The 21,912-nt window shown below is 68.0% G+C and carries 21 protein-coding genes; 14 read left to right on the forward strand and 7 right to left on the reverse strand.

Annotated features, from left to right (window positions below):
- The first annotated feature begins 47 nt into the window (after positions 1-47).
- The 5 genes from ACZ3HL_RS14695 (at position 48) to ACZ3HL_RS14715 (ending at position 3,818) form a co-directional block, all read left to right on the forward strand.
- Positions 48-497 carry a DUF3558 family protein gene (locus ACZ3HL_RS14695; RefSeq protein ID WP_465531629.1) on the forward strand — a complete coding sequence of 150 codons (450 nt, stop codon included), beginning with the start codon at positions 48-50 and terminating at the stop codon, positions 495-497.
- 260 nt (positions 498-757) lie between these two features.
- The gene (locus ACZ3HL_RS14700) at positions 758-1,261 is read left to right on the forward strand and encodes a PE domain-containing protein (protein ID WP_465531344.1); all 504 of its coding nucleotides are present in this window, start codon (positions 758-760) and stop codon (positions 1,259-1,261) included.
- Positions 1,262-1,870, forward strand: coding sequence for a DUF3558 domain-containing protein (locus ACZ3HL_RS14705; RefSeq protein ID WP_465531346.1), 609 nt, complete (start codon positions 1,262-1,264; stop codon positions 1,868-1,870).
- Positions 1,867-3,072 carry a hypothetical protein gene (locus ACZ3HL_RS14710; protein WP_465531348.1) on the forward strand — a complete coding sequence of 402 codons (1,206 nt, stop codon included), beginning with the start codon at positions 1,867-1,869 and terminating at the stop codon, positions 3,070-3,072. Before ACZ3HL_RS14705 ends, ACZ3HL_RS14710 begins: the two co-directional genes overlap by 4 nt.
- A gap of 2 nt (positions 3,073-3,074) precedes the next feature.
- A complete protein-coding gene (locus tag ACZ3HL_RS14715; protein WP_465531349.1) occupies positions 3,075-3,818 on the forward strand; it encodes an ESX secretion-associated protein EspG in 744 nt (247 codons plus the stop codon).
- Here the strand turns inward: ACZ3HL_RS14715 and ACZ3HL_RS14720 are convergent.
- The 3 genes from ACZ3HL_RS14720 to ACZ3HL_RS14730 form a co-directional block, all read right to left on the reverse strand.
- Positions 3,815-4,570 (reverse strand): amino acid ABC transporter ATP-binding protein, encoded by a 756-nt coding sequence (locus ACZ3HL_RS14720; RefSeq protein ID WP_465421389.1) that lies wholly within the window; start codon positions 4,568-4,570, stop codon positions 3,815-3,817. The two genes, ACZ3HL_RS14715 and ACZ3HL_RS14720, sit on opposite strands and share 4 nt — an antisense overlap.
- Positions 4,567-5,370 (reverse strand): amino acid ABC transporter permease, encoded by an 804-nt coding sequence (locus ACZ3HL_RS14725; protein ID WP_465421387.1) that lies wholly within the window; start codon positions 5,368-5,370, stop codon positions 4,567-4,569. The genes ACZ3HL_RS14720 and ACZ3HL_RS14725 overlap by 4 nt, the downstream gene beginning before the upstream one ends.
- 70 nt (positions 5,371-5,440) lie before the next feature.
- The gene (locus tag ACZ3HL_RS14730; protein WP_465421385.1) at positions 5,441-6,256 is read right to left on the reverse strand and encodes a basic amino acid ABC transporter substrate-binding protein; all 816 of its coding nucleotides are present in this window, start codon (positions 6,254-6,256) and stop codon (positions 5,441-5,443) included.
- A gap of 148 nt (positions 6,257-6,404) precedes the next feature.
- Here ACZ3HL_RS14730 and ACZ3HL_RS14735 point away from each other — a divergent pair, with 148 nt between their 5' ends.
- Genes ACZ3HL_RS14735 through ACZ3HL_RS14745 form a run of 3 tightly spaced genes read left to right on the forward strand, consistent with a single transcriptional unit; the run spans position 6,405 to position 9,864 of the window.
- Entirely contained in the window at positions 6,405-8,066 is a 1,662-nt protein-coding gene (locus tag ACZ3HL_RS14735) for a circularly permuted type 2 ATP-grasp protein (RefSeq protein WP_465421383.1), read from the forward strand.
- An 11-nt stretch (positions 8,067-8,077) separates the two neighbouring features.
- Positions 8,078-9,025, forward strand: coding sequence for an alpha-E domain-containing protein (locus ACZ3HL_RS14740; RefSeq protein WP_465531351.1), 948 nt, complete (start codon positions 8,078-8,080; stop codon positions 9,023-9,025).
- Positions 9,022-9,864, forward strand: coding sequence for a transglutaminase family protein (locus ACZ3HL_RS14745; RefSeq protein ID WP_465531353.1), 843 nt, complete (start codon positions 9,022-9,024; stop codon positions 9,862-9,864). Before ACZ3HL_RS14740 ends, ACZ3HL_RS14745 begins: the two co-directional genes overlap by 4 nt.
- Here the strand turns inward: ACZ3HL_RS14745 and ACZ3HL_RS14750 are convergent.
- Both ACZ3HL_RS14750 and ACZ3HL_RS14755 read right to left on the reverse strand, forming a co-directional pair.
- Positions 9,861-10,865, reverse strand: coding sequence for a FecCD family ABC transporter permease (locus ACZ3HL_RS14750; protein WP_465531355.1), 1,005 nt, complete (start codon positions 10,863-10,865; stop codon positions 9,861-9,863). The genes ACZ3HL_RS14745 and ACZ3HL_RS14750 overlap by 4 nt on opposite strands.
- Positions 10,862-11,845, reverse strand: coding sequence for a FecCD family ABC transporter permease (locus tag ACZ3HL_RS14755; protein ID WP_465531357.1), 984 nt, complete (start codon positions 11,843-11,845; stop codon positions 10,862-10,864). Before ACZ3HL_RS14755 ends, ACZ3HL_RS14750 begins: the two co-directional genes overlap by 4 nt.
- Before the next feature lie 114 nt (positions 11,846-11,959).
- Between ACZ3HL_RS14755 and ACZ3HL_RS14760 the strand changes: the two genes are divergently transcribed.
- Positions 11,960-12,958, forward strand: a complete 999-nt coding sequence (locus ACZ3HL_RS14760; protein ID WP_465531359.1) for an ABC transporter substrate-binding protein — start codon at positions 11,960-11,962, stop codon at positions 12,956-12,958.
- Here the strand turns inward: ACZ3HL_RS14760 and ACZ3HL_RS14765 are convergent.
- Both ACZ3HL_RS14765 and ACZ3HL_RS14770 read right to left on the reverse strand, forming a co-directional pair.
- Positions 12,955-13,812, reverse strand: a complete 858-nt coding sequence (locus ACZ3HL_RS14765; protein ID WP_465531361.1) for an alpha/beta fold hydrolase — start codon at positions 13,810-13,812, stop codon at positions 12,955-12,957. The genes ACZ3HL_RS14760 and ACZ3HL_RS14765 overlap by 4 nt on opposite strands.
- 84 nt (positions 13,813-13,896) lie before the next feature.
- Positions 13,897-15,309 (reverse strand): M20/M25/M40 family metallo-hydrolase, encoded by a 1,413-nt coding sequence (locus ACZ3HL_RS14770; RefSeq protein ID WP_257483456.1) that lies wholly within the window; start codon positions 15,307-15,309, stop codon positions 13,897-13,899.
- A gap of 373 nt (positions 15,310-15,682) precedes the next feature.
- Between ACZ3HL_RS14770 and pdhA the strand changes: the two genes are divergently transcribed.
- From pdhA to ACZ3HL_RS14795, 5 genes are all read left to right on the forward strand, one after another.
- Positions 15,683-16,888: a pyruvate dehydrogenase (acetyl-transferring) E1 component subunit alpha gene (pdhA, locus tag ACZ3HL_RS14775; protein WP_465435478.1), complete on the forward strand. Its 1,206-nt coding sequence runs from the start codon at positions 15,683-15,685 to the stop codon at positions 16,886-16,888.
- 1 nt (position 16,889) lies between these two features.
- Positions 16,890-17,882, forward strand: coding sequence for an alpha-ketoacid dehydrogenase subunit beta (locus ACZ3HL_RS14780; RefSeq protein ID WP_219147036.1), 993 nt, complete (start codon positions 16,890-16,892; stop codon positions 17,880-17,882).
- A gap of 16 nt (positions 17,883-17,898) precedes the next feature.
- On the forward strand, positions 17,899-19,227 hold the full coding sequence (locus ACZ3HL_RS14785; protein WP_465531363.1) for a dihydrolipoamide acetyltransferase family protein: 1,329 nt from the start codon (positions 17,899-17,901) through the stop codon (positions 19,225-19,227).
- A gap of 149 nt (positions 19,228-19,376) precedes the next feature.
- Positions 19,377-19,946, forward strand: coding sequence for a TetR/AcrR family transcriptional regulator (locus ACZ3HL_RS14790; protein ID WP_465531631.1), 570 nt, complete (start codon positions 19,377-19,379; stop codon positions 19,944-19,946).
- A 20-nt stretch (positions 19,947-19,966) separates the two neighbouring features.
- Positions 19,967-21,910: an ABC transporter ATP-binding protein gene (locus ACZ3HL_RS14795; protein WP_465531633.1), complete on the forward strand. Its 1,944-nt coding sequence runs from the start codon at positions 19,967-19,969 to the stop codon at positions 21,908-21,910.
- Positions 21,911-21,912 lie beyond the last annotated feature (2 nt).

Here is a 21,912-nt window from a genome sequence, read left to right on the forward strand (position 1 = left end):
GGGTAGGTCGCGCCCTTCGCGGCCCACGGTATGAAGCGTTCTTGGTCTTGGCCGGTTGCGGCACGCAGACGACTGGCACGGCGACGACGAGTTCGCCGTCTGCGCCACGGCTTCCGTCCGATGGAGCTCCGGCGGTGACGAAACCGATCACCGCCACGGCGACCGTCGAGGCGGACCCGTGCAGCGCCATCCCCGCCGCCGAGATCGAGGCGATCGGCGGCAAGGTCGAGCGGACCGTGACTGACGACGGAGCCATGGGCAAAAGTTGCGGTTGGATCTTCGAATCCGGCCCCAGCAGCGTGACCGCCGGTCTCCTCCCTGGCAACAAAGATGGCCTGAGCAGCCTGTACGCCCAGCACGCACTGGGTTGCCTCTCGACATTCAAACCTGTCGACTCGATCGAGGGTCACCCCGGCGTGATCTATGACAACGGCGGTGAAGGAAAGGGCGCTGCGTGCTCGCAGCCGGCATTCGAGACGACCTCACCTACACAGTGACTCCACTGTTGGCCACAGGAAACCCGATGCTGTCCGATCCTTGCGGAATGGCGACCAAGGTGGCAGCCGCGGCTGTTAAAAGCCCTGACCACGCGAAACCGACGTTCAGGACAACCTACGGCGATGGCCACATCTTTCGTTGGTGATCTTCCACGAAGGTGCTGATCAAGGGTCTATCTACTGCTATCGTCACCGGTTGGAGTCGGTAGGGAACTACGGGTAGGTCGCGCCCCATCGCGGCCCGTGCGGGGAGGCACGACATGACAGGACCGGGACGTGGCCCTCAGGGGGTCTACGACCAGATCAACGGCCCAGAGCCGCAGGCACCGCCACAGGGCTCGGGGTTGATCCAAGGCGCTACCGCAGCGCCAGCGCCGCAACCTCCGCCCAACTACGGCGAACTCGGTACCGGCCAGGCGAAAGCCGACTTTGCGGCCGCTTCGGCGAACGGCGGCTGGGAGTTCGACCCCGAGGCGATGAACAAGGTCATCAAGTCCCTCGAAGACAGCCTTGACGACCAGTACCGCCGGGCATTGGCAGAGTCTTCTCACTTGACCGGTATCGATGCGATGGGAGACGAGGTCGCCAGTCATGGATACGTCGCCTTAGCGAACCAGTCAGGTGCCTCCTATCAGGCATTCTTGAAGGGGGCCATCGATTACACAACGGCCTACATGCAAACGCTGCAGGACATACGAGACGCTTACCAGAGACAAGACGAGGCCGCGCTCGACGCGATCCGGCAAGCAGGAAAGGCCCTCTGAATGCGACGGCTCACCATCGCCGCGACGATCACCTGCACGACTTTGCTTCTTACGACGGGCTGCAATGGCGACAAGACGCCGGAAGGCCCCACCTCGGCACCGGCCCCCTCGTCCGCTGGTCTGCCGCGAGCAGGGGCCCCGGCCGTGCAGACTCCGTTGAAAACCGATCTGCTAGCCACAGAGCCATGCAGCGCGGCTACCAAGTCCGAAGTCGAAGGCGTCGGTGGACCGCTGAAAAGCGCCGCGGCCGAAGACATCGCGGGTGGGCGTGGCTGCGCCTGGATCTTCGCCAATTCCGCGGGGAACGTCAGCGGCGCATTGAACGTCAGCCAGCCCGACGGACTCAGCCATCTCTATGCCCTCAAGGCACAAGGCAGCGGCGTCACGACGTTCAAGCCACTGCCGGATATCGCTGGATATCCAGCAGTCGAGTACGCGAATGGCGGCGAAGGTAAAGGCGCTTGCCAGCTCGCGGTAGGCCTTCGCGACGACATGACATACGTCCTGGTCACACAACTGCGGCGTGGAAGCCCTCACCTGGATGACCCGTGTGGTTTAAGTGTGAAAATCGCCGAGTTCACCATCCAGCATTTGAAGGCTGCCCAATGACTTACAGCGGCTGGGAGATCTTCACCAAGCTCAATGCCAATCCCAAAACGACGACACGGCTTGACGCGGCGCAAGTGGCCTCCCACAAGCTACTGGTGATCCACGAAGACATCAGCAAGGTCATGGGGGACAGCCAAACCGCGCTCAGTTCCTTCTGGAAGGGCAAGGCCGCCGACTCCGGAACGGCGGGCCTCGCGCCGCTCATCGCGACCTCCAAGCTCGCGGGCGAGAACATGGATCGCGCCAGGCAGTCGATGTTCGACCAGAACGCCTCTTTCCATTACACGCGCGGCAATGTTCGCCCGGTCGAGAAGGAGCGCGCGGGGGACAGCGGGCCCGAGGACGTCTTGTCCATCGGCGCGAGTGACGACGAGATCGCGGCGGCGAAGTTCGACGCGGACACGAAGCACAACGTCGAGATCTACGAGCCGTATTACCAGAGCACCCAGCCGCGGCAGCAGTCGCTCGCGCCGGCTTATCCGGCCGCGCACGATCCGAACGTTTCGTCGGGGCCGATCACGCCGGATCCGATCGATCCTGGACAGACCAAGGTCAGCGGGTTCAGTGGCGGGCCCGGCGATTCCGGGCGGCACGGTGGTCCCGGTGGCTACACCGGCGGGCCGAGTTCGTACAGCGCGCCTCCGGGAGCCGAGGGGTATCAGGCACCGAGGCCGCCGCAGGTTCCGCAGCCGCCGAGGGTTCCGCAGGTCCCGCGACCGCTGCCGTCGTCGGAGCCGAACGATCGGACGAAGCTGTCCTGGGCGGAGGACAGGGTGCAGGGGCGTCCAGGTGACTTCCGACCTCCCAACTTCGGGCCGGCCCCCGGCGGTCCTGGACCTGGTGGCGGCAGTGGATTCGGCCCGGGAACGGGCGGGTTCAGTGGCGGTTTCGGGCCCGGTGGCGGGTTCGGGCCGGGTGGGTCGGCCGGTGGGCCGGGGAGCATGGGGCCCGGCCGCGGCGTCGGCGCCGCGATGCCCGGCGAAGGTGCGATGCGCGGTACACCGGCGGGAGGCCCCGCGGCGGCGGGAAGGCCCGGAGCGCCTGGCATGGGCGGCGGCGGGATGGGCGCCGGTGCCGGCAAGGGCAAGGGCGGCGAGGACGAAGAGCACCAGCGCAAGATCACGCTGCAGGAAGAGGACGGCGACTCCCTCTTCGGCGGCTACGACGGGGACAAGCCGGTTCCGCCGGTGATCGGCGCGTAATCGTGCTGCGGAAACCCGTCGAGCTGACGCTCCAGACCTACGAAACCCTGCTGGACCAACACAATCTCGGCGACATCCATCCGACGCTCGTCCGCGGCGCGCAGTGGTATCTACCCGAGGAACGTCGCGAGCTCGCGGCCACCGCTCAGTCCGAATTGGACGGACAGGGGCTGCTCACCCGCGGCCGGATCGACGACGAATTCCTCGACACGCTGCGTTTTCTGCAGCGGCCGGCGGTGGAGTACTACTCGTGGGTGAAGTCCGAAGGTCGTGAGCGGACCGTTCGCGCCGCGGGGAGTGGCCGGGAAGCGGTCACGGTGGTCTTGGTCGACAAGGTCGTCTACCTGACGCCGACGCGGCCGGACACACTGGCGCAGGATTTCACCGCTCTGCTCCCCGAGGCCCCCGCCGCGCGCACCCCGTCCCTGAACTGCTCGGAAGACGATCTGCAGGTCCTGATGAAGGGCGAAATGCTGACCGGAACCGGGCCGAGCATCCGTGACGCCAAGAAGATCCTCCAGTGGATCCGGTCGCCGCACACCTTCTTCGGCAGGCTTTACGTCGCCATCCGTGACGGTGGCGGCAACCGGAAACGCGTCGAGAGACCACCCGGCTGGATGGACACCGATCAGGGCCGCGTCGTGTTCGGCCCGGACGCCAAGGGCTGGGTGAGCCTCATGGGCGCCGGGCCGCACGAAATCGTCTCGAAGGTCGTCCAGCTGGAGTCGCAGCTTCGCGGGCGTTAGCCCTGGTGGTTCGGGTTCAGGACCCGCGAGAGGAACGTCTTCGTGCGCTCCTCCTGCGGGTCCCCGATCACCTGGTCCGGCGAGCCCTGCTCGACGACGACGCCGCCGTCCATGAACAGCACGATGTCGGCCACCTCGCGGGCGAACTGCATCTCGTGCGTGACGACGAGCATCGTCATGCCCTCCTGCGCGAGCTGCCGCATGACCGCGAGGACGTCGCCGACCAGTTCGGGGTCGAGCGCGGACGTCGGTTCGTCGAACAGCATGACGTCCGGGTCCATCGAAAGCGCCCTGGCGATCGCGACGCGCTGCTGCTGCCCGCCGGAAAGCTGTGTCGGCAGCGAGGATTCCTTCTCCGCCAGCCCGACCTTCGCCAGGTTCTCCCGCGCGACGCGCTCCGCCTCTTCCTTGCCGCGCTTCAGCACCTTGCGCTGCGCGACGGTGAGGTTTTCGAGCACGCTCAGGTGCGAGAAGAGGTTGAACGACTGGAAGACCATGCCGATCTTCGTGCGGGCGCCGTCGATGTCGACGTCCGGGTCGGTGATCTCGCTGCCGTTGACCACGATCTTGCCCTGCTGCGGCTCCTCGAGGAGGTTGACGCAGCGCAACAGCGTCGACTTGCCCGAGCCCGACGGGCCGATGATGCAGACGACCTGGCCGCGCTCGACGTGCAGGTCGATGCCCTTGAGCACTTCGAGTTCGCCGAACGCCTTGTGCAGTCCCGAAACCTCGACGATCGTCTGGCTGCTCATACCGTTCCTCCGCCGGACACGCCGGCTCCGTATTTCTTCTCTAGCCGCTGCTGCAGGATCGACAGCGGAATGGTGATGACCAGATAACACAGACCGGCGACGACGATCGGGGTCAGGCCCTTGGCCTCCAGCAGCGCCTGACGGCTGAACTGCGCGAGTTCCTGCTGCGCCGGGGTGGTGCCGAGCAGGAACGCCAGCGAAGAGTCCTTCGTCAGCATGATCAGCTCGTTGGCCAGCGGCGGCAGGATGATCCGGAACGCCTGCGGGATCACGACGGTGATCATCGTGCGGGCGGGCGACATGCCGAGCGAACGCGCGGCCTCGACCTGCCCGCGCGGCACCGCCTGGATACCGGCTCGAATGGTCTCCGCCATGTAGGCGGACGACACGATGCCCAGCGCCAGCATGATCGCGACGTTGCGCGGCAGGGTCGTGTCGAACGCTGTCGGCACACCGATGCCGACGGCGAGGAAGATGAGCAGCGCGGGCAGGCCGCGGAAGAACTCGATGTACCCGCGCGCGAACCAGCGGTACGGGCCGACCGAGGAGAGTCTCATCAGGGCGAGCAGCAGGCCCAGCCCGAGGCCGAGCGCGAAACCCAGCGCGGTGAAGACGATGGTGTTCTTCAGTGCGACGGTGATGACGTCCGGAAACTGCTTGGCGGCGACTTCGAGATCGAAGAACGCCTTGCCGATCCTGCTCCAATCGGCCAGCAGCGCGAGCACGATGACGATCACCAGCAGCAGGACGTATTGCCCGGTCCGGAACGCCGAACGTCGCTGGCGGCGGCTCAAAGCCATTTCTCTCCTCAAACAAGTGGTGACAAACCCGTGGCCGGTGCGCTGGGCACCGGCCACGGGAGACGGACTATCAACCGGCAGCCGGGCTGCCCGGCTGCCAGGTCGGCGCCTTGCCGAACCACTTCTGGTAGATCTGCGCGTACGAGCCGTCCGTCGCGGACGCCTTGAGCACCTCGTTGATCTTGCCGAGGAGAGCGCTGTTGCCCTTCTTCACGCCGATGCCGTAGAACTCGTTCGTCTTGAACTCGGTGACGACCGTCGTGTCCGGGTTCGTCTTCGCGAAGTCGTAGAGCACGCCGTTGTCGTTGACGCCCGCGTCGACCGTGCCGTTCTTGACGGCCTGCTCCAGCAGCGCCAGGTCGTCGAAGGTGACGATCTCGGCGCCCTTGGCCTCCTTCTCCGCGTACTTGGCGCCGGTGGTGGCCGACTGGACGCCGATCTTCTTGCCCGCGACGTTCGACAGGTCCTTGATCGGCGAACCGGTCTTGACCAGCAGCGCCTGGGTCGCCTCGAAGTACGGGTCGGAGAAGTCGAACTTCTGCTTGCGCTCGTCGGTGATCGTCATGCCCGCGGCGGCGAGGTCGCACTGCCCGGTGTTCATCGCTTCGCCGGACTCGATGGTTTCGAAGGCGATGTCGACGATGCTCTGCTCGACACCCAGCTTCTTGCCGACCAGGTCGACCAGGTCGACGTCGAAACCGACGATCTTGTCGCCCTGCTTGACCTGGAAGGGCTGGTAGGGCAGGTGCGTGCAGGTGGTGACCTTGCCGGACGCGACGAGCTGGACGCCGCCGGCCGCGGTTCCGCCTTCCTCGCCGCACGCGGACAGCGCACCCGCGGTCAGGGCGAGCGCCGGGATCAGGGCGAGCGCTTTGAATCGAGCCACGTCGTCACTCCTCGTAGTTCCCATGTGTCGAGAGCACGCATATTGCCACTCATCCGGCGGCAATCACAGCACTGCGACGTTACAGCGCCGTTTCGGCCGTCACGGGCGTTGCATGAGGTATCGCGCCGGCATGGCAGGGTGAGCGAGTATGGCGACCATGAACAACAACCCGGCGCCGCGGCTCCCACCTGCGGGCCGCCGCCCACGGACGACGACGTCGCCGCGGCGCGCGGCGAAACCCGGGGCGCAGTTCGACGGCTATCTCTCGCCGTCCCGGCCGCACGCGGGCGCGTACGACGAGATGTTCACCGCCGACGGCACGGTCCGCCAGCCGTACCGGGCGCTGTACGAATCGATCTCCGCGCTGACGTCGGCCGATCTCTCGTCCCGCTCGGCGGCGATCGACCGGGCCATGGTGGACCAGGGCATCACGTTCTCGCTGTCCGGCCAGGAACGCCCGTTCCCGCTCGACCTGGTGCCGCGCGTGATCACCACCGCCGAATGGAGCAAACTCGAACGTGGTGTGGCGCAACGGGTCCGCGCGCTCGAAGCGTTTCTCGCCGACGTGTACGGCGACCGCCAGATCCTGCGCGACGGCGTTCTCCCGCGACGGCTGATCACCTCGTGTGAGCACTTCCAGCGTGAGGCGTTCGGGATCAACCCGCCCAACGGCGTCCGCATCCACGTGTCCGGCGTGGACCTGGTGCGTGACGAGGAGGGCACGTTCCGGGTACTGGAGGACAATCTCCGCAACCCGTCCGGTGTGTCGTACGTGATGGAGAACCGCCGCACGATGGCGCGCGTGTTCCCGGACCTGTTCGCCCAGCACCGGGTGCGCCCGGTCGGCGATTACGCCTCGCATCTGCTGCGCGCGCTGCGGGCCGCGGCCGCGGCGAACGTCGCCGACCCGATGGTCGTGGTGCTCACGCCCGGCGTGCACAACTCCGCGTACTTCGAGCATTCGCTGCTGGCCAGGCTGATGGGCGTCGAGCTGGTCGAAGGCCGCGACATGTTCTGCCGTGACAACGTCGTCTACCTGCGCACCACCGAGGGTGAGCGGCAGGTCGACGTCATCTACCGGCGGATCGACGACGAGTTCCTCGATCCGGTGCACTACCGGCCGGATTCCGTGCTCGGCGTGGCCGGGATCCTCAACGCGGCACGCGCGGGCAACGTGGTGGTCGCGAACGCGGTGGGCAACGGCGTCGGCGACGACAAACTCGTCTACACCTACGTGCCCGAGATGGTGAAGTACTACCTCAACGAGAAGCCGCTGCTGCCCAACGTGGACACCTTCCGGTGCTGGCTGCCGGACGAGTTCGACCAGGTCATGCAGCGGATGGACGAGCTGGTGATCAAACCGGTCGAAGGCTCCGGCGGCTACGGCATCGTGTTCGGCCCGGACGCGACGCAGGCGGAGCTGACCGCGCTCAAACGCAAGGTCCGGGCGAACAAACGCGGCTGGATCGCGCAGCCGGTGGTCCAGCTGTCCACCGTTCCGTCCAAAGTGGACGACCGGCTGGCGCCGCGGCACGTCGACCTCCGCCCGTTCGCGGTCAACGACGGCAAGGACATCTTCGTGCTGCCGGGCGGGCTGACCAGGGTCGCGCTTCCGGAAGGCAGCCTGGTGGTCAACTCGTCGCAGGGCGGTGGCTCCAAGGACACCTGGGTGCTGGCGCCGCGGTCCTCGACGGCGGAGCGGGAGCTGGAACGCCCCGCGCTCGGCGCACTGTCCCAAGTGGACGGTCTGGTCGCCGAACAGGGTCCCGAGCTGACCACCACCCAGCAACAGCAGCAGCAACAGGCATAAGGGAGGTTGATGTGCTCGCCCGCAACGCGGAATCGCTGTACTGGATCGGCCGGTACGTCGAACGCGCCGATGACACCTCCCGGATCCTCAACGTCTCCGTACACCAGCTGCTCGAAGACGCGAGCGTCGACCCGGACCACGCGAGCCGTCAGCTGCTCGCCGTCCTCGGCATCTCGCCCGAGGGCATGGACTCGCTCGACGTGTGGAAGCTGACCGAACTGGTCGCCTACGCCAAGGACAATCCCGCGTCGATCGTCGGTTCGATCAACTCCGCCCGCGAGAACACGCGCGGCGCCCGCGAGGTCGTTTCGACCGAGCTGTGGGAATGCCTGAACGCGACGTGGAACGCGGTGCCGGACCGGCAGCGGTACGCGCGCCGGGCCGGGCCGCACGCGTTCCTGTCCTTCGTGGAGGAACGCGCGGCGATGTTCGCCGGGCTCGCCGATTCGACGATGAGCCGCGACGACGGCTGGCTGTTCATGGTGCTCGGCCGGTCGGTCGAACGCGCGGACATGGTGGTGCGGCTGCTGCTTTCGCGGGTCCAGGACAGCGCGTCGTCACCCGGCTGGATCACCGTGCTCCGTTCGGCGGGCGCGCAGGACACCTACCTGCGGACCTATCGCGGCGCGCTCGACGCCGCCCGGGTCGTGCAGTTCCTGTTGCGGGACACGCTCTTCCCGCGTTCGGTGTTCCACGCGCTGCGGCAGGCCGAGGAATGCCTGGAGCGGCTGGACCCCGGCGTCAACTCGCGTGCCAACGAGAAGTCCGAGGCGCTGCGGCAGCTCGGCCGCGCGCGCAGCGAGCTGGAGTTCCTGCGGCCGTCGGATCTGCTGGAGGACCTGCCGAAACGGCTCGGCGCCCTGCAGACTTCGATCAAGGACATCGGCGACGCGGTTTCGGTGCAGTACTTCCATTCGTCGCCTTGGGTGGCCTGGAGCGGTGCGGAGGTTTCGCTGTGACCTGGCAGCTTCGGGTGGCCCACCGGACCGGATACCGGTACGCGACGCCGGCCACGCAGTCGTACAACGAGGCGCGGCTGACCCCGCGATCCGACCGTCGGCAGACGACGGTCGTCAACCGCGTCGAGACGACGCCCGCGACCCGTGCCTATCGGTACACGGACTACTGGGGCACCGTCGTCACGTCGTTCGACCTTCACGCGCCGCACACGGAGTTCACCGTGCTCGCGACGTCGGTGGTCGAGACCGCCGACGAAGGCGAGCCGGTCCGCTCTGCGACTTGGAAGGACCTTCGCGGCGACACCGTCGTCGACCACCGCACCGAATACCTGACGCCGACGCCGTACACGCCCCGCGACCCGGAGCTGACGAAGGTCGCGCGCGAACTGCGGAAGGGGCTCGACCCGGCGGAGGCCGTGCTCGCGGTCTGCGATTGGGTCAACCAGCAGCTCAAGTACCAGCCGGGGACGACCGGCGTGCACAGCACGGCGACCGACGCGTGGCGTGCGCGCGAAGGGGTCTGCCAGGACTTCGCGCATGTCACGCTGGTGATGCTGCGCGCGATCGGCGTTCCGGCGCGGTACGTCTCGGGGTATCTGCACACGAAACCGGAGGCGAAGCTCGGCGAGACGGTCGAAGGCGAGAGCCACGCCTGGGTCGACGTCTGGACCGGGGGCTGGTGGGCCTACGACCCGACGAACGCGATCCCGGTCGGGCCGCGGCATGTCTGGGTCGCGTACGGCCGCGACTACGCCGACGTGCCACCGCTCAAGGGCATCTTCACCGGTGGCGGCCAGTCCACTTTGGACGTCTCGGTGCAGCTGACCCGGCTGACCTAGGCCCTGCGCCGCAGCAACAGCCAAAGCAGGTACGCGCCGCCGAGGGCGGCCGCGACCACTCCCGCGGGCAGCAGCGAGGACTCCAGCAGCCGCTGGCCGAGGTAGTCCGCCGCGACGACCAGCGTCGCGCCGGCGAAGGCCGACGCCGCCAGGTTGGGCCCCGGCAGGCGCGTCATCCGGCGCGCCAGCTGGGGCGCGGCGAGCGCGATGAACGGCAGCGGCCCGGTCGCCGCGGTGGCGGCGGCGACCAGCGCGACCGCGACCAGCACCAAGGTCCGCCGCACCCGGCGGACGTCGACGCCGATACCCGTGGCGGTGTCGTCGCCCATCTCCAGCATGCGCAGCGCGCGGCCGTTCGCGAAGACGATCGGGGCGAACACCGCCAACGCGACCGCCAGCGGCACGAAGTAGCTCCAGTCACGGCCTGAGAGGTCACCGACCAGCCAGCCGACGGCCTGCGAAGCGGCTTCGAGGTTCGCCTTCACCAGCAGATACGAGTTCACGCCCACCAGCACCGCGCTGACGGCGATCCCGAGCAGCACCAGCCGCGAACTCAGCAGGCCGTGCGGCGCGCACAACGCCATCACGACCAGCGCGGTCAGCAGCCCGCCCACCAGCGCGCCGAGCGAGACGAGACCAGGGCCGGAGCCGATGAGCAGCAGGGTCGCGATACCGCCGGTCGCCGAACCGGTGGTGAAGCCGATGATGTCCGGGCTGCCGAGCGGATTGCGGGTGATCGTCTGGAACACCGCCCCGGCCAGCGCCAGCGCGGCACCGACGAGGATCGCGACCAGCACCCGCGGAAGCCGCCCCGTGACCACCAGGTACTGGGCCTTCGTCCCTTGGCCTGCCAGGGTCGCGAGCACCTCGCCTGGGCTCATCTCGTAGTCGCCGGTGCCGACCGAGAGCACGACGAGCGCCAGGACCACCAGGGCCAGCGCGGCGACGACGACCAGCGATCGTCTGTCCAAACCGGACTCACGACGGACGAGCGCGGTCATCGGCGCACCGCCTTCAGCCGTCGGGCCACGATCACGAACGCGATCCCGCCGACGACATCGGTCATCACGCCGACCTGGATCTCTCCCGGGGAGCCGAGGAGACGGCCGAGGACGTCGCAGCCGAGCAGCAGTACCGGCCCGAGCAGCGCCGAAATCAGCATCACCCAGCGTTCGTCCTGGCCGATCAGCGTCCGGACGACGTGCGGGATCATCAGGCCGACGAAGGCGATCGGCCCGCAGGCCGCGGTGGCCGACGCCGACAGCAGCCCGACGGCGACCATGCCGGCGACGCGGACGAGCGCCGGATTCGCGCCGAGACCGCGCGCCGTGTCCTCACCCAGCGCCAGCGCGTTCAGCGCGCGGGCCAGGACGATCGCGATCACCACGCCCGCGACGAAGAACGGCAGCAGCACGGACAGCTGGTCGGCGTTCCGGTTGACCAGCGAACCCACCAGCCAGAACCGCATGGCCTGCAGGTTGTGCGTATCGACCATCTGCATGCCCTGGTTGATCCCGACGAACACCGCCTGGACGGCGACCCCGGCCAGCACCAGCCGCAGCGGGCTCGTCGCGCCGCGCGTCCCGCCGATCACCGAGACCAGCGCGGTTCCGGCGAGCGCGCCGGCGAAGGCGAACCAGACGTACTCGCCGGGCGAAGTCACCGAGAACACCGCGGAGCCGAGCACGATCGCGACCGCGGCACCGTGGTTGATGCCGAGCAGACCGGGTTCCGCGACCGGGTTGCGGGTGATCGCCTGCATGAGCGAGCCCGCCAGCGCGAGCGCCATCCCCACCAGGACGCCGAGCACCGTGCGGGGCAGTCGATCGTCGCGGACGACGACGTCGGCGTAGCTCCCGTCGTAAGCGAAGAGGGCGTGCAGTACTTCGCCGAGGGAAAGGCGGTTCGAGCCGAAGCCGATCGACAGCAGGACGACGGCGGCGAGCGCCGCCAGGGAACCCACCAGGACCAGCGTTCTCACGGAAACGCCGGTCCTGGGTGATCTGACGCGCTCCGTGAGCTGGACCATGGCGTTCACGATAAGGGAAGGCTAGCCTAACGACGAACTTCGGTCCCCCGGTGAAAGAAGATCTCCATGCACCTCTCCCGACGCGGCTTCCTCGCCGGCACCGCGGCGCTCGGCGCCACCGGCCTCCTGACCGCCTGTGGCTACCAGGAAGAGACACCCTCGCGGGGAGCGGGTGCGACCTGGTCGTTCACCGACGACCGCGGGCGGAAGCTCGAAGGCGAGCGGCCGACCCGGATCGTCGCGCAGGTGACCGCCGCGGCGGCGCTGTGGGATCTCGGCGTGAAGTCGGTCGGCATCTTCGGCCCCTCCAAGTTCGCCGACGGCAAGCCGGACCCGCAGGCGGGCGGCGTCGACCTGAACGCGGTGACCTCGCTCGGGAACGTGTGGAACGAGTTCAACTTCGACAAGTTCGTCTCGCTCGACCCGCAACTGCTGGTCAGCGTGATGTACCTGAAAGACCAGATGTGGTACGTCCCGGACACGCAGACGGAGAAGATCGACAAGGCCGCGCCGAGCGTCGGGGTCCGGCTGCAGGACATCTCGATGCCCGAGGGGATCGCGAAGTTCATCGCGCTCGCGAAGGCGCTCGGCGCCGACACCGAGACTCCGGCGATCCGAGCGGCGAAGGAAGAGTACGAGAAGGCCGACGCCGCACTCGCCGAAGCGGCCAAGAAGGCCGCCGGGCTGAAGATCCTTCTGGTGTCCGCGCAGAAGGACGCCGTGTACGTCTCGAACGCGCCGAAGTTCGCGACCTCGAAGCACTACCAGAGCAAGGGGCTGGACTTCGTCACGCCGGAGGCGCCCGACGAGAGCCAGGGCGGTTACTACCAGCAGATCAGCTGGGAGAACATCGGCAAGTACCCCGCCGACGTGATCATGTACGACAACCGCGGCGGTTCGCTGTCGCTCGGCCCGGACGGGCTCGGCGGCGTGCCGACGTGGGCCCAGCTGCCCGCGGTGAAGGCCGGGAAGCTGATCCCGTGGAACAACGAGACGCCGTTCTCGTACCAGCGCTTCACGCCGCAGCTGACGGAACTGACCGCGGCGCTGGACAAGTTCGCCTAGCCCAGGAACTCCCGCAGCGCCGCCGCGAGGTCGGCCGGGTTGTCCTCGGCCATGTGGTGCCCGGACTCGACGGCGAAGCCGCGGACGTCGTCGGCCCATTCGCGCCACACCGCGATCGGGTCGCCGTACAGCTCGGCCATGTCGTCGCGGCTGGACCACAGCATGAGCAGCGGGCAGGCGAGTTTTCGCCCGGCCGCCTTGTCCGCGTCGTCGGCTTCGCGGTCGGGCCCGAGGCCGGCGCGGTAGTCCTCGAGCATCGCGTGGACGGTCTCGGGATCGTGGATCGCGCGCAGGAAGTCGGCGTGGTTCTCCGCGCCCATCGCCTCGGGATCGCCGCCGTACCAAGCGTCCGGGTCGGCGTTGATCACGCGCTCGGCGGGTTTCGCGAGCTGGCCGAAGAAGAACCAGTGCCACCATTTCCGCGCGAAGCCGGCGTCGGCGCGGGCGAGCGCCTCACCGATGGGGACACCGTCGAGGATGACCAGCCGCGTGACCACCTCAGGGTGATCCATCGCCAGCCGGTGGGCGACATAGCTGCCGCGGTCGTGTCCGACGACGGCGAACCGCTCGTGCCCGAGATGACGCATGAGCGCGACGATGTGCCGGGCCATGGCGCGCTTCGAATGCGCGGAGTGGTCTTCGGTGGTCTCGGGTTTCGAGGACTGGCCGTAGCCGGGGAGATCCGGGCAGACGACGGTGAACGCGTCCGCCAGCTCAGGCGCGACGGCGTGCCAGGTGGTGTGCGTGCGGGGATGTCCATGCAGGAGGACAAGCGGCGGCCCCGAGCCGCCGTGGCGGACCCTGAAGGTCACTTCGCCGGTGTCGACGTTTTCGAGCTCGAAGCCTTCGAACATGATCCTCCCGCGCGTGCGATGAAAGGTCCTTTCCTGGCAAATTCTGCTGGGAAAGGACCTTTCATCGCAGCGTGAACGGAGGAATCAGCTCCGGGCGTGCGCGTCCAGGATGTGCGCGACCGCCTCGGTGACCCGCTGCGCGAAATCGATGTTCAGCCACTCGTCCGGCACGTGGATGTTCGAGTCCGGCCCGCAGGCGCCGGTGACCACGAACTGCGCGTCCGGGTACTTCTCGCCGAGCAGCCCCATGAACGGGATCGACCCGCCCATGCCGAAGCTCTTGTGCGGCGCGCCGAAGACCTCGCCGCTCACGTGGTGCAGGGCGTCGTCGAGCCACGGCGCGGTGTCCGGCGCGTTCCAGCCGTTTTCGGCCTGGAAGTCGCCGAGTTCGACCGAAGCGTCGTACGGCACGTCGGTGGTGAGGACACGGCGGACCGCCTCCATCGCGGCCTTCGCGTCGGCCGTCGGCGGGAGGCGGAAGCTCAGGGTGAGCGTGGTGCTGTCGCGCAGCACGTTGCCCGCATCGGCCGGGAGCGGGAAGCCCTCCGCGCCGATCACCGACAGCGTCGGCCGCCACGAGTTGTTGAGCAGCAGTTCCAGATCGTCGTCGGACACCGTCCGGCCGACCACCGGGAAGAGCGTCTTCGCCGCGCCGGGCGCGATCTCGACGACACCGCGAGCGTCCTCGACGCGGTTCTCCGGGATGTCGACGCTCAGCTCGGCGAGCTTGATCTCGCCGGTCTCGGCGTTCTCGATCCGGTCGAGCAGGACACGCAGGACGCGGAACGAACTCGCCACGATGCCGCTGGCCATGCCGGAGTGCTGCGCGGACTCGAGCACCTTCACGGTGACGTTGACGTGCAGCATGCCGCGCAGGCTGGTGGTCAGCCACAGCCGCTTGTAGTCGGTGCCGCCGGCGTCGAGGCAGACGACCAGCGAGACCTCGCCGAGCTTCTCCTTCAGGTGCTCGACGTAGGCGGGCAGGTCCGGACTGCCGGACTCCTCACCGGTCTCCAGCAGCACGACCGCGCGTGAGTGCTCGCCGCCGGCTGCGCGCACGGCCTCGATCGCCGTCGTCGCCGCGTAGCCGGAGTAGCCGTCGTCGACCGCGCCGCGGCCGTACAGCCTGCCGTCGCGGATCACCGGCGTCCACGGGTCGAGCCCCTCGGACCAGCCACCGACCGGCGGCTGCTTGTCGAGGTGCCCGTACATGAGCACGGTGCCCTTTTCGGCCGCTTCGGACGTCGCCGGGATGTCGACGACCAGCAGCGGGCTGCGGCCTTCGAGCTCCACGACCTCGAGCGTCGCGCCGGGGATCTCCCGGGCGGCGATCCAGGAGCGGACGTGCTCGACGGCGGCGGCGAGGTGACCGGTCTTCGCCCACTCGGGGTCGAACGCCGGCGACAAGGCGGGGATGGCCACCAGGCCGGACAGGCTGGGAAGGACGTCGTTCGTCCAGTTCGAAACCACGGTTTCGCGTACGGATTTCTGCTCCACGTCCGCCATCCTGCCACGGGTGCCGGGGAGTGGGATGGATCACAGCGGCGGGCACGGATCGTCATCGATCGAGCCGCCCAGGACACCCGTCCGGGTCCGTCGTCCGCTGGTCGGCCCGCGGGTGAATTCCCTACTTTCGGCGGCCCCACACTCGGGCTTCCTAGCATTTTCCCTGATCAGGCACCCTTTCTCAGCAACAAATCAGCATCCGCCACTGACCAAAACGGCGTCCGGCATGCCAGGATGTGCGCACGAACCGTCAACGCCGACGGTGACCCAGCGCTTCAGATCCGACGCGCTGGTCCCCGCCGGCGCAGTCACTGTGGCCGCCACAAGTGGCCGCCAGAGGCGCCGACATCAAGGAGAGCAGCGCATGCCGTCCGAACACTGGACGCACCCGGAGCCTGGAGATGGTCCCGCCGCCGTAGCGGCGCAGCCTTCCCCCGAACAGGTGATCGCCGGTTTGCGAGCAACGAGCGAAGGTGGCGCTGAGCTGACTCAGCTGCTCACCCCCGAGGGCGAACGGATCTCTTCGCCGCAATTCGACCGCTACGTCGACGACATCGACGCCGAAGCCCTCAAGGGCCTGTATCGCGACATGGTCCTGGTCCGCCGCGCGGACCGCGAGGCCAACGCGATGCAGCGCCAGGGCCAGCTCGGCATCTGGGTGCCGCTGCTCGGGCAGGAGGCCGCGCAGATCGGCTCCGGCCGCGCGCTGCGGAAGGGGGACATGGCGTTCCCCAGCTACCGCGAGCACGGTGTCGCGTACGCCCGCGGCGTCGACCTCAAAGAGGTGCTCGGCATCTTCCGCTGCACCGACCACAGCGGCTGGGACTACAAGGCCCACGGCTTCCACCCGTACACCATCGTGATCGGCAACCAGGTGCTCAACGCCGCCGGTTACGCGATGGGCCAGAAGTTCGAAGGCAAGGTCGGCGACGACGACAGCGAAGCGACCATCTGTTACTTCGGTGACGGAGCGACTTCGCAGGGCGACGTCCACGAAGGCTTCGTCTGGGCCGCCGTCTACGACGCGCCGCTCGTGTTCTTCTGCCAGAACAACCAGTGGGCGATCTCGGAGCCGACCGAGCGCCAGTCGCGTCTGCCGCTGTACCAGCGCGCCCGCGGCTACGGTTTCCCCGGCATCCGCGTGGACGGCAACGACGTCCTCGCCTGCCTCGCGGTTTCCCGCTGGGCGCTGGAGGAGTGCCGCCACGGCAACGGACCGGTGCTGATCGAGGCGTTCACCTACCGGATGGACGCGCACACCACCACCGACGACCCCACCCGCTACCGGCTCTCCGACGAGCTGGAGGAGTGGAAGCTGAAGGACCCGATCGAGCGCGTCCGGGCGTACCTCGCCCGCGGTGGCGGCGCCGACCAGGCGTTCTTCGACCAGGTGCAGGCCGATTCCGACGCGTTCGCGGCCGAGCTGCGCGAGTACTGCTTCAACATGCCGGAACCACCACCGGAGCGGATCTTCTCCAACGTGTACGCGGAGTCCACGCCGCTGCTGGACGCGCAGCGCGAAGAGTTCCTGTCCTACTTGGACGGTTTCGCCGGGGCGGAGGGACACTGAAATGAGCGACCTCCAGAAACTCACCATCGGCAAGGCGATCAACCTCGGCCTCCGGCGCGCCATGGAAGAGGACCCCAAGGTCCTGATCATGGGTGAGGACGTCGGCAAGCTCGGCGGCGTCTTCCGCATCACCGACGGTCTGCAGAAGGACTTCGGCGAGCAGCGCGTCCTGGACACGCCGCTGGCGGAGTCGGGCATTATCGGCACCGCGGTCGGCCTCGCCGTCCGCGGTTTCCGCCCGGTGTGCGAAATCCAGTTCGAGGGCTTCATCTTCCCGGGCTTCGACCAGATCTCCAGCCAGGTCGCGAAGCTGCACTACCGGACGCAGGGCAAGATCAAGATGCCCATCGTGATCCGGGTGCCGTTCGGTGGCGGCATCGGCGCGGTCGAGCACCACTCGGAGTCGCCCGAATCGCTGTTCGCGCACATCCCGGGCCTGAAGGTCGTGTCGGTTTCGAACGCCGTCGACGCCTACTGGGGCATCCAGCAGGCGATCAAGTCCGACGACCCGATCCTGTTCTTCGAGCCGAAGAAGCTGTACCACTCGGGCGCGATGAAATCCGAGGTCGACACGGAGGGCACGCCGGACGAGCTGTTCAAGTCCCGCGTCGTCCGCGAAGGCACCACGGCCACCGTCGTCGCGTACGGCCCGTCGGTGAAGGTCGCGCTCGACGCGGCGGCCGCCGCCGAGGACGAGGGCAAGTCCCTGGAGGTCATCGACCTGCGGACGCTGTCCCCGCTCGACCTGGAGCCGGTGTTCGAGTCGGTGCGCAAGACCGGGCGGCTCATCGCGCTGAGCGAGGCGCCGTCGGAGTCGTCGCTGACCTCGGAGATCGCCGCGCGCGTGCAGCAGGAATGCTTCTACTCGCTGGAAGCCCCCGTGCTGCGGGTGACCGGATTCGACACGCCGTACCCGCCGGCCAAACTCGAGGAGCACTACCTCCCCGACCTGGACCGGGTGCTGCACACCGTCGACCGTTCACTCGCCTGGTAAGGGGGAAATCGCTGAAATGCCCGAGTACAAACACTTCCCCCTCGCCGACACGGCCGAGGGGCTGACCGAGGCCGACATCATCGCCTGGCAGGTCAAGCCGGGTGACAAGGTCACGGTGAACCAGATCGTCGTCGAGGTCGAGACCGCGAAGGCCGCCGTCGAACTGCCCATCCCGTGGGCCGGCGTGGTCACCGAACTGCTCGTCGAACCGGGCCAGACGGTGGAGGTCGGCGCGCCGATCCTCACCATCGACGTCGACCCGGACGGCAAGGCGGCCCCGGCACCCACCGCCGCGCCCGTGGCGGAGGAGCCGGCGGAAGAGGAGATGAAGCCGCTGGTCGGCTACGGCTCCAAGGCCGTCGTCACGCAGCGGCGTGCGCGTAAGGGCGCGGCTCCGGCCGCTCCTGCCGCCGCACCGGTGGCTGTGGCGCCCGCTCCCGCCGAGCCTTCGAAGCCGAAGGGCGGGTACGTGCCGCTGGCGAAGCCGCCGGTACGCAAACTCGCCAAGGACCTCGGCGTCGACCTGCACGCGCTCACCGGCTCCGCCGACGGCGGCGTCATCACCCGTGACGACGTTCAGGCGGCCGCCAACGGTTCCGCTCCCGCCGCCGCTCCGTCCGTTGTGGACAGTGGCTACGACCCGGCGACCCGGGAACGCCGAGTCCCGATCAAGGGCGTCCGCAAGGCGACCGCCGCAGCGATGGTGCAGAGCGCGTACACCGCCCCGCATGTCACGGAGTTCCTGACCATCGACGTCACGCCGATGATGGAGTTCCGGGAGAAGCTCAAGAAGTCGCGCGAGTTCGCCGGGGTCAAGGTCACCCCGCTGACGTTCGCGGCGAAGGCCGTCTGCCTGGCGGCGAAGCGCACTCCGGACGTCAACGCGGTGTGGGACGAGGCGACGCAGGAGATCGTCTACAAGGACTACGTGCACCTCGGGATCGCCGCGGCCACCCCGCGCGGGCTCGTCGTGCCCAAGGTCCGTGACGCGGATTCGATGTCGCTGAAGGAACTCGCGATCGCGCTCACCGAGCTGACCGACGTCGCCCGCGAGGGCAAGACCACCCCGGCGGCCATGCTCGGCGGCACGATCACCATCACCAACGTCGGTGTCTTCGGCGTCGACACCGGGACGCCGATCATCAACCCCGGCGAATCCGCGATCCTGTGCCTCGGCGCGATCAAGGACACCCCGTGGGTGGTCGACGGCGAGATCAAGGTTCGCAAGGTGCTCCAGCTTTCGCTGAGCTTCGACCACCGCGTGGTCGACGGGCAGCAGGGTTCGGAGTTCCTGGCCGACGTCGGCGCGCTGCTGGCCGACCCCGCGGTCGCGATCACCTACTGAGCCAAGGTCCGTGAAGGCCTCCTTCCCTACTCTCAGGGTAGGGAAGGAGGCCTTCACGGACCTCTGTTTTAATCGGTTGACGGAGTGAGTGCTCACTCCGTTAAGTTGGAGGCATGACAGAGACCACCGCCCGGCGGAGAGCGCCGGGGATGAGTGCCGACGAGCGGCGCCGGATGATCGTCCAGTCCGTGCTGCCCTTGCTGGTGGAACACGGTCCCGGTGTCACGTCGAGCCAGATCGCGCGCGCCGCGGGCATCGGCGAAGGCACGGTCTTCCGCGTGTTCAAGGACAAGGACGAACTGTTCGCCACCTGCTTCGCCGAAGCACTGAAACCCGACCAGGTGCTCGACGCGCTCGCGGTCATCGACCTCGACCAATCCCTCGACGACAGGCTCATCGAAGCCGCCGACGCGCTCAGCGCACACCTCCAGCGCATGGGCGCGCTGATGGCGATCATGCACGGCTCCGGCAAGCGGCCGGAGCATCGCCATGACGCTCGCCGGGACCGGCGGAAGGAGTCGATGAACGTCATGCGTGACGCCATGGCCGAGCTGTTCGAACCGGAGAAGGACCGGCTGCGCCTGCCGCCGGCGCAGTCCGCGGCGCTCTTCCTTTCGTTGCTGTTCAGCGGCCGGATCCGGTTCAGTGAGACCGGTGACGAGCCCACCACGATGGAGCTCGTGGACGTGTTCCTCAACGGCGCCTTGGCGGCCGCGTGATCGGCCCGCCCGGTGGAGGACTGGAGCTGTTCGTGGCGCGCGGCGGCAGGCGCCGTCGCCCGCCGTCGACGGTTCCCGACAGCGGGCTGACCGGCCCGGTCGACATCCCGGAGCCCGAGCCCGAGGTCCTCCCGAAAGACTTGAAATCCCGGCTCGACCGCATGTGGGTCAACATCGCGGGTACGGTCCGCGGCCTGCCGAAGGTCGCGAAGCTGACGTGGCAGGCGAGCCCGGTGCTGACCATCGTGATCACCCTGGTGACCCTGCTTTCCGGTCTCCTCCCGACGGCGACCGCGTACATCGCGAAGCTGCTGATCGATTCCGTGGTCGCGGCGATCCAGGGGCACGGGACGAAGAGCGCGATCGTCGGTGTCGCCCTCTTCCAGTTCGGCATCCTCGTGCTCACCGCGGTTTCGCAGGCGCTGACCACCTACGGCCAGTCACTGCTGCAGGAACGGATGACGCTGACCATCCGCCACCAGGTGATGGACCACGCGAGCAAACTGCACCTTTCGTACTTCGAGGGTTCCGCGTCCTACGACATGCTGCGCCAGGCCGCGCAGGAGGCGCCGACGCGGCCGCTGTCGATGATGAACTCCGCGCTGGGCCTGATCCGGACGGTGATCACTTTCGGCAGCATGATCGCGCTGCTCGTCTCGATCAGTCCGCTGCTGGCGCTCGTCGCGCTCGTGGCGCCGATCCCCGCCTTCATCTCACAGTCGAAGTACGGCGCCCGCGCGTTCTGGCTGACGCTGATGATGTCGCCGCTGAAACGGCGGATGGACTACCTGAACTCCCTGGTCACCACGGACACGTATGCCAAGGAGACCAAGCTTTTCGGTCTCGGCCCGTACTTCGTCGACCGGTTCCAGCGGCTCGGCCAGGTGTTCTACGATCGGCAGCGGACACTGACCCGCAAGCGCAGTGTCAGCTCGACGTCCTGGGGCCTGCTCAGCACCGCCGCCGGATCCGCGATCGCGCTGTACATCGCGCTGGAGGCCGTCGGCGGCAGGCTCACCCTCGGCGATCTCGCGCTGTACACGGCCGCCGCGGCATCGGTGCAGACATCGGTCCAAGGGTTGTTCACCGCGTTTTCCGGGATGTACGAGAACAATCTCTATCTCGACACGCTGTACCGCTTCCTCGGGACGAAGCCGGACATCGTCGCACCGCCGGAGCCGCGCCCTCTTCCGTCCACAGTGGAGGGTCACATCCGGTTCGAGGAGGTGTCCTTCACCTATCCCGGTGCGCCCGACCCGGCCCTCGACGGCGTCAGTTTCGAAATCCGGCCGGGGGAAACGGTCGCCGTCGTCGGCCGTAACGGCGCCGGGAAGTCGACCCTGTTCAAACTGCTGTGCCGGTTGTACGACCCGACCGGTGGACGGATCCTGCTCGACGACGTCGACATCCGCGAGTACGACCCGGTGGAACTGCGACGGCAGATCAGCGCGATGTTCCAGGACTACGTGACGTATCAAGGCACCGCGGCCGAAAACATCGGGCTCGGCGACCTGACGCACCTCGTCGACCGGGAACGGATCGAGACGTCGGCGAACCGGGCCGGCGCCGACGAACGGATCGAGCGCCTGCCCAGCGGCTACGACACGCCGCTCGGCCGCTGGTTCGACCAGGGTGTCAGCCTGTCCGGTGGCGAATGGCAGAAGATCGCGCTGGCCAGGGCGTTCCTGCGGGAAGCACCGATCCTGATCCTCGACGAGCCCACCTCCGCCCTGGACGCGCAGGCCGAGCACGACCTCTTCTCGCGGCTGCGGGAGCTTTCGGAGGGACGCACGACGCTGTACATCTCGCACCGGTTCTCCACCGTGCGGCAGGCGGAGCGGATTCTGTTGCTGGAGCACGGAAAGGTCGCCGAATACGGGACGCACGACGAGCTGATGGCCGCGAAGGCGGGCTACGCCGAGCTGTTCACCCTGCAGGCTGCCGCGTACCTCGACGAGGCTTGACC

The sequence above is a fragment of the Amycolatopsis sp. NPDC000009 genome, from assembly GCF_055563465.1.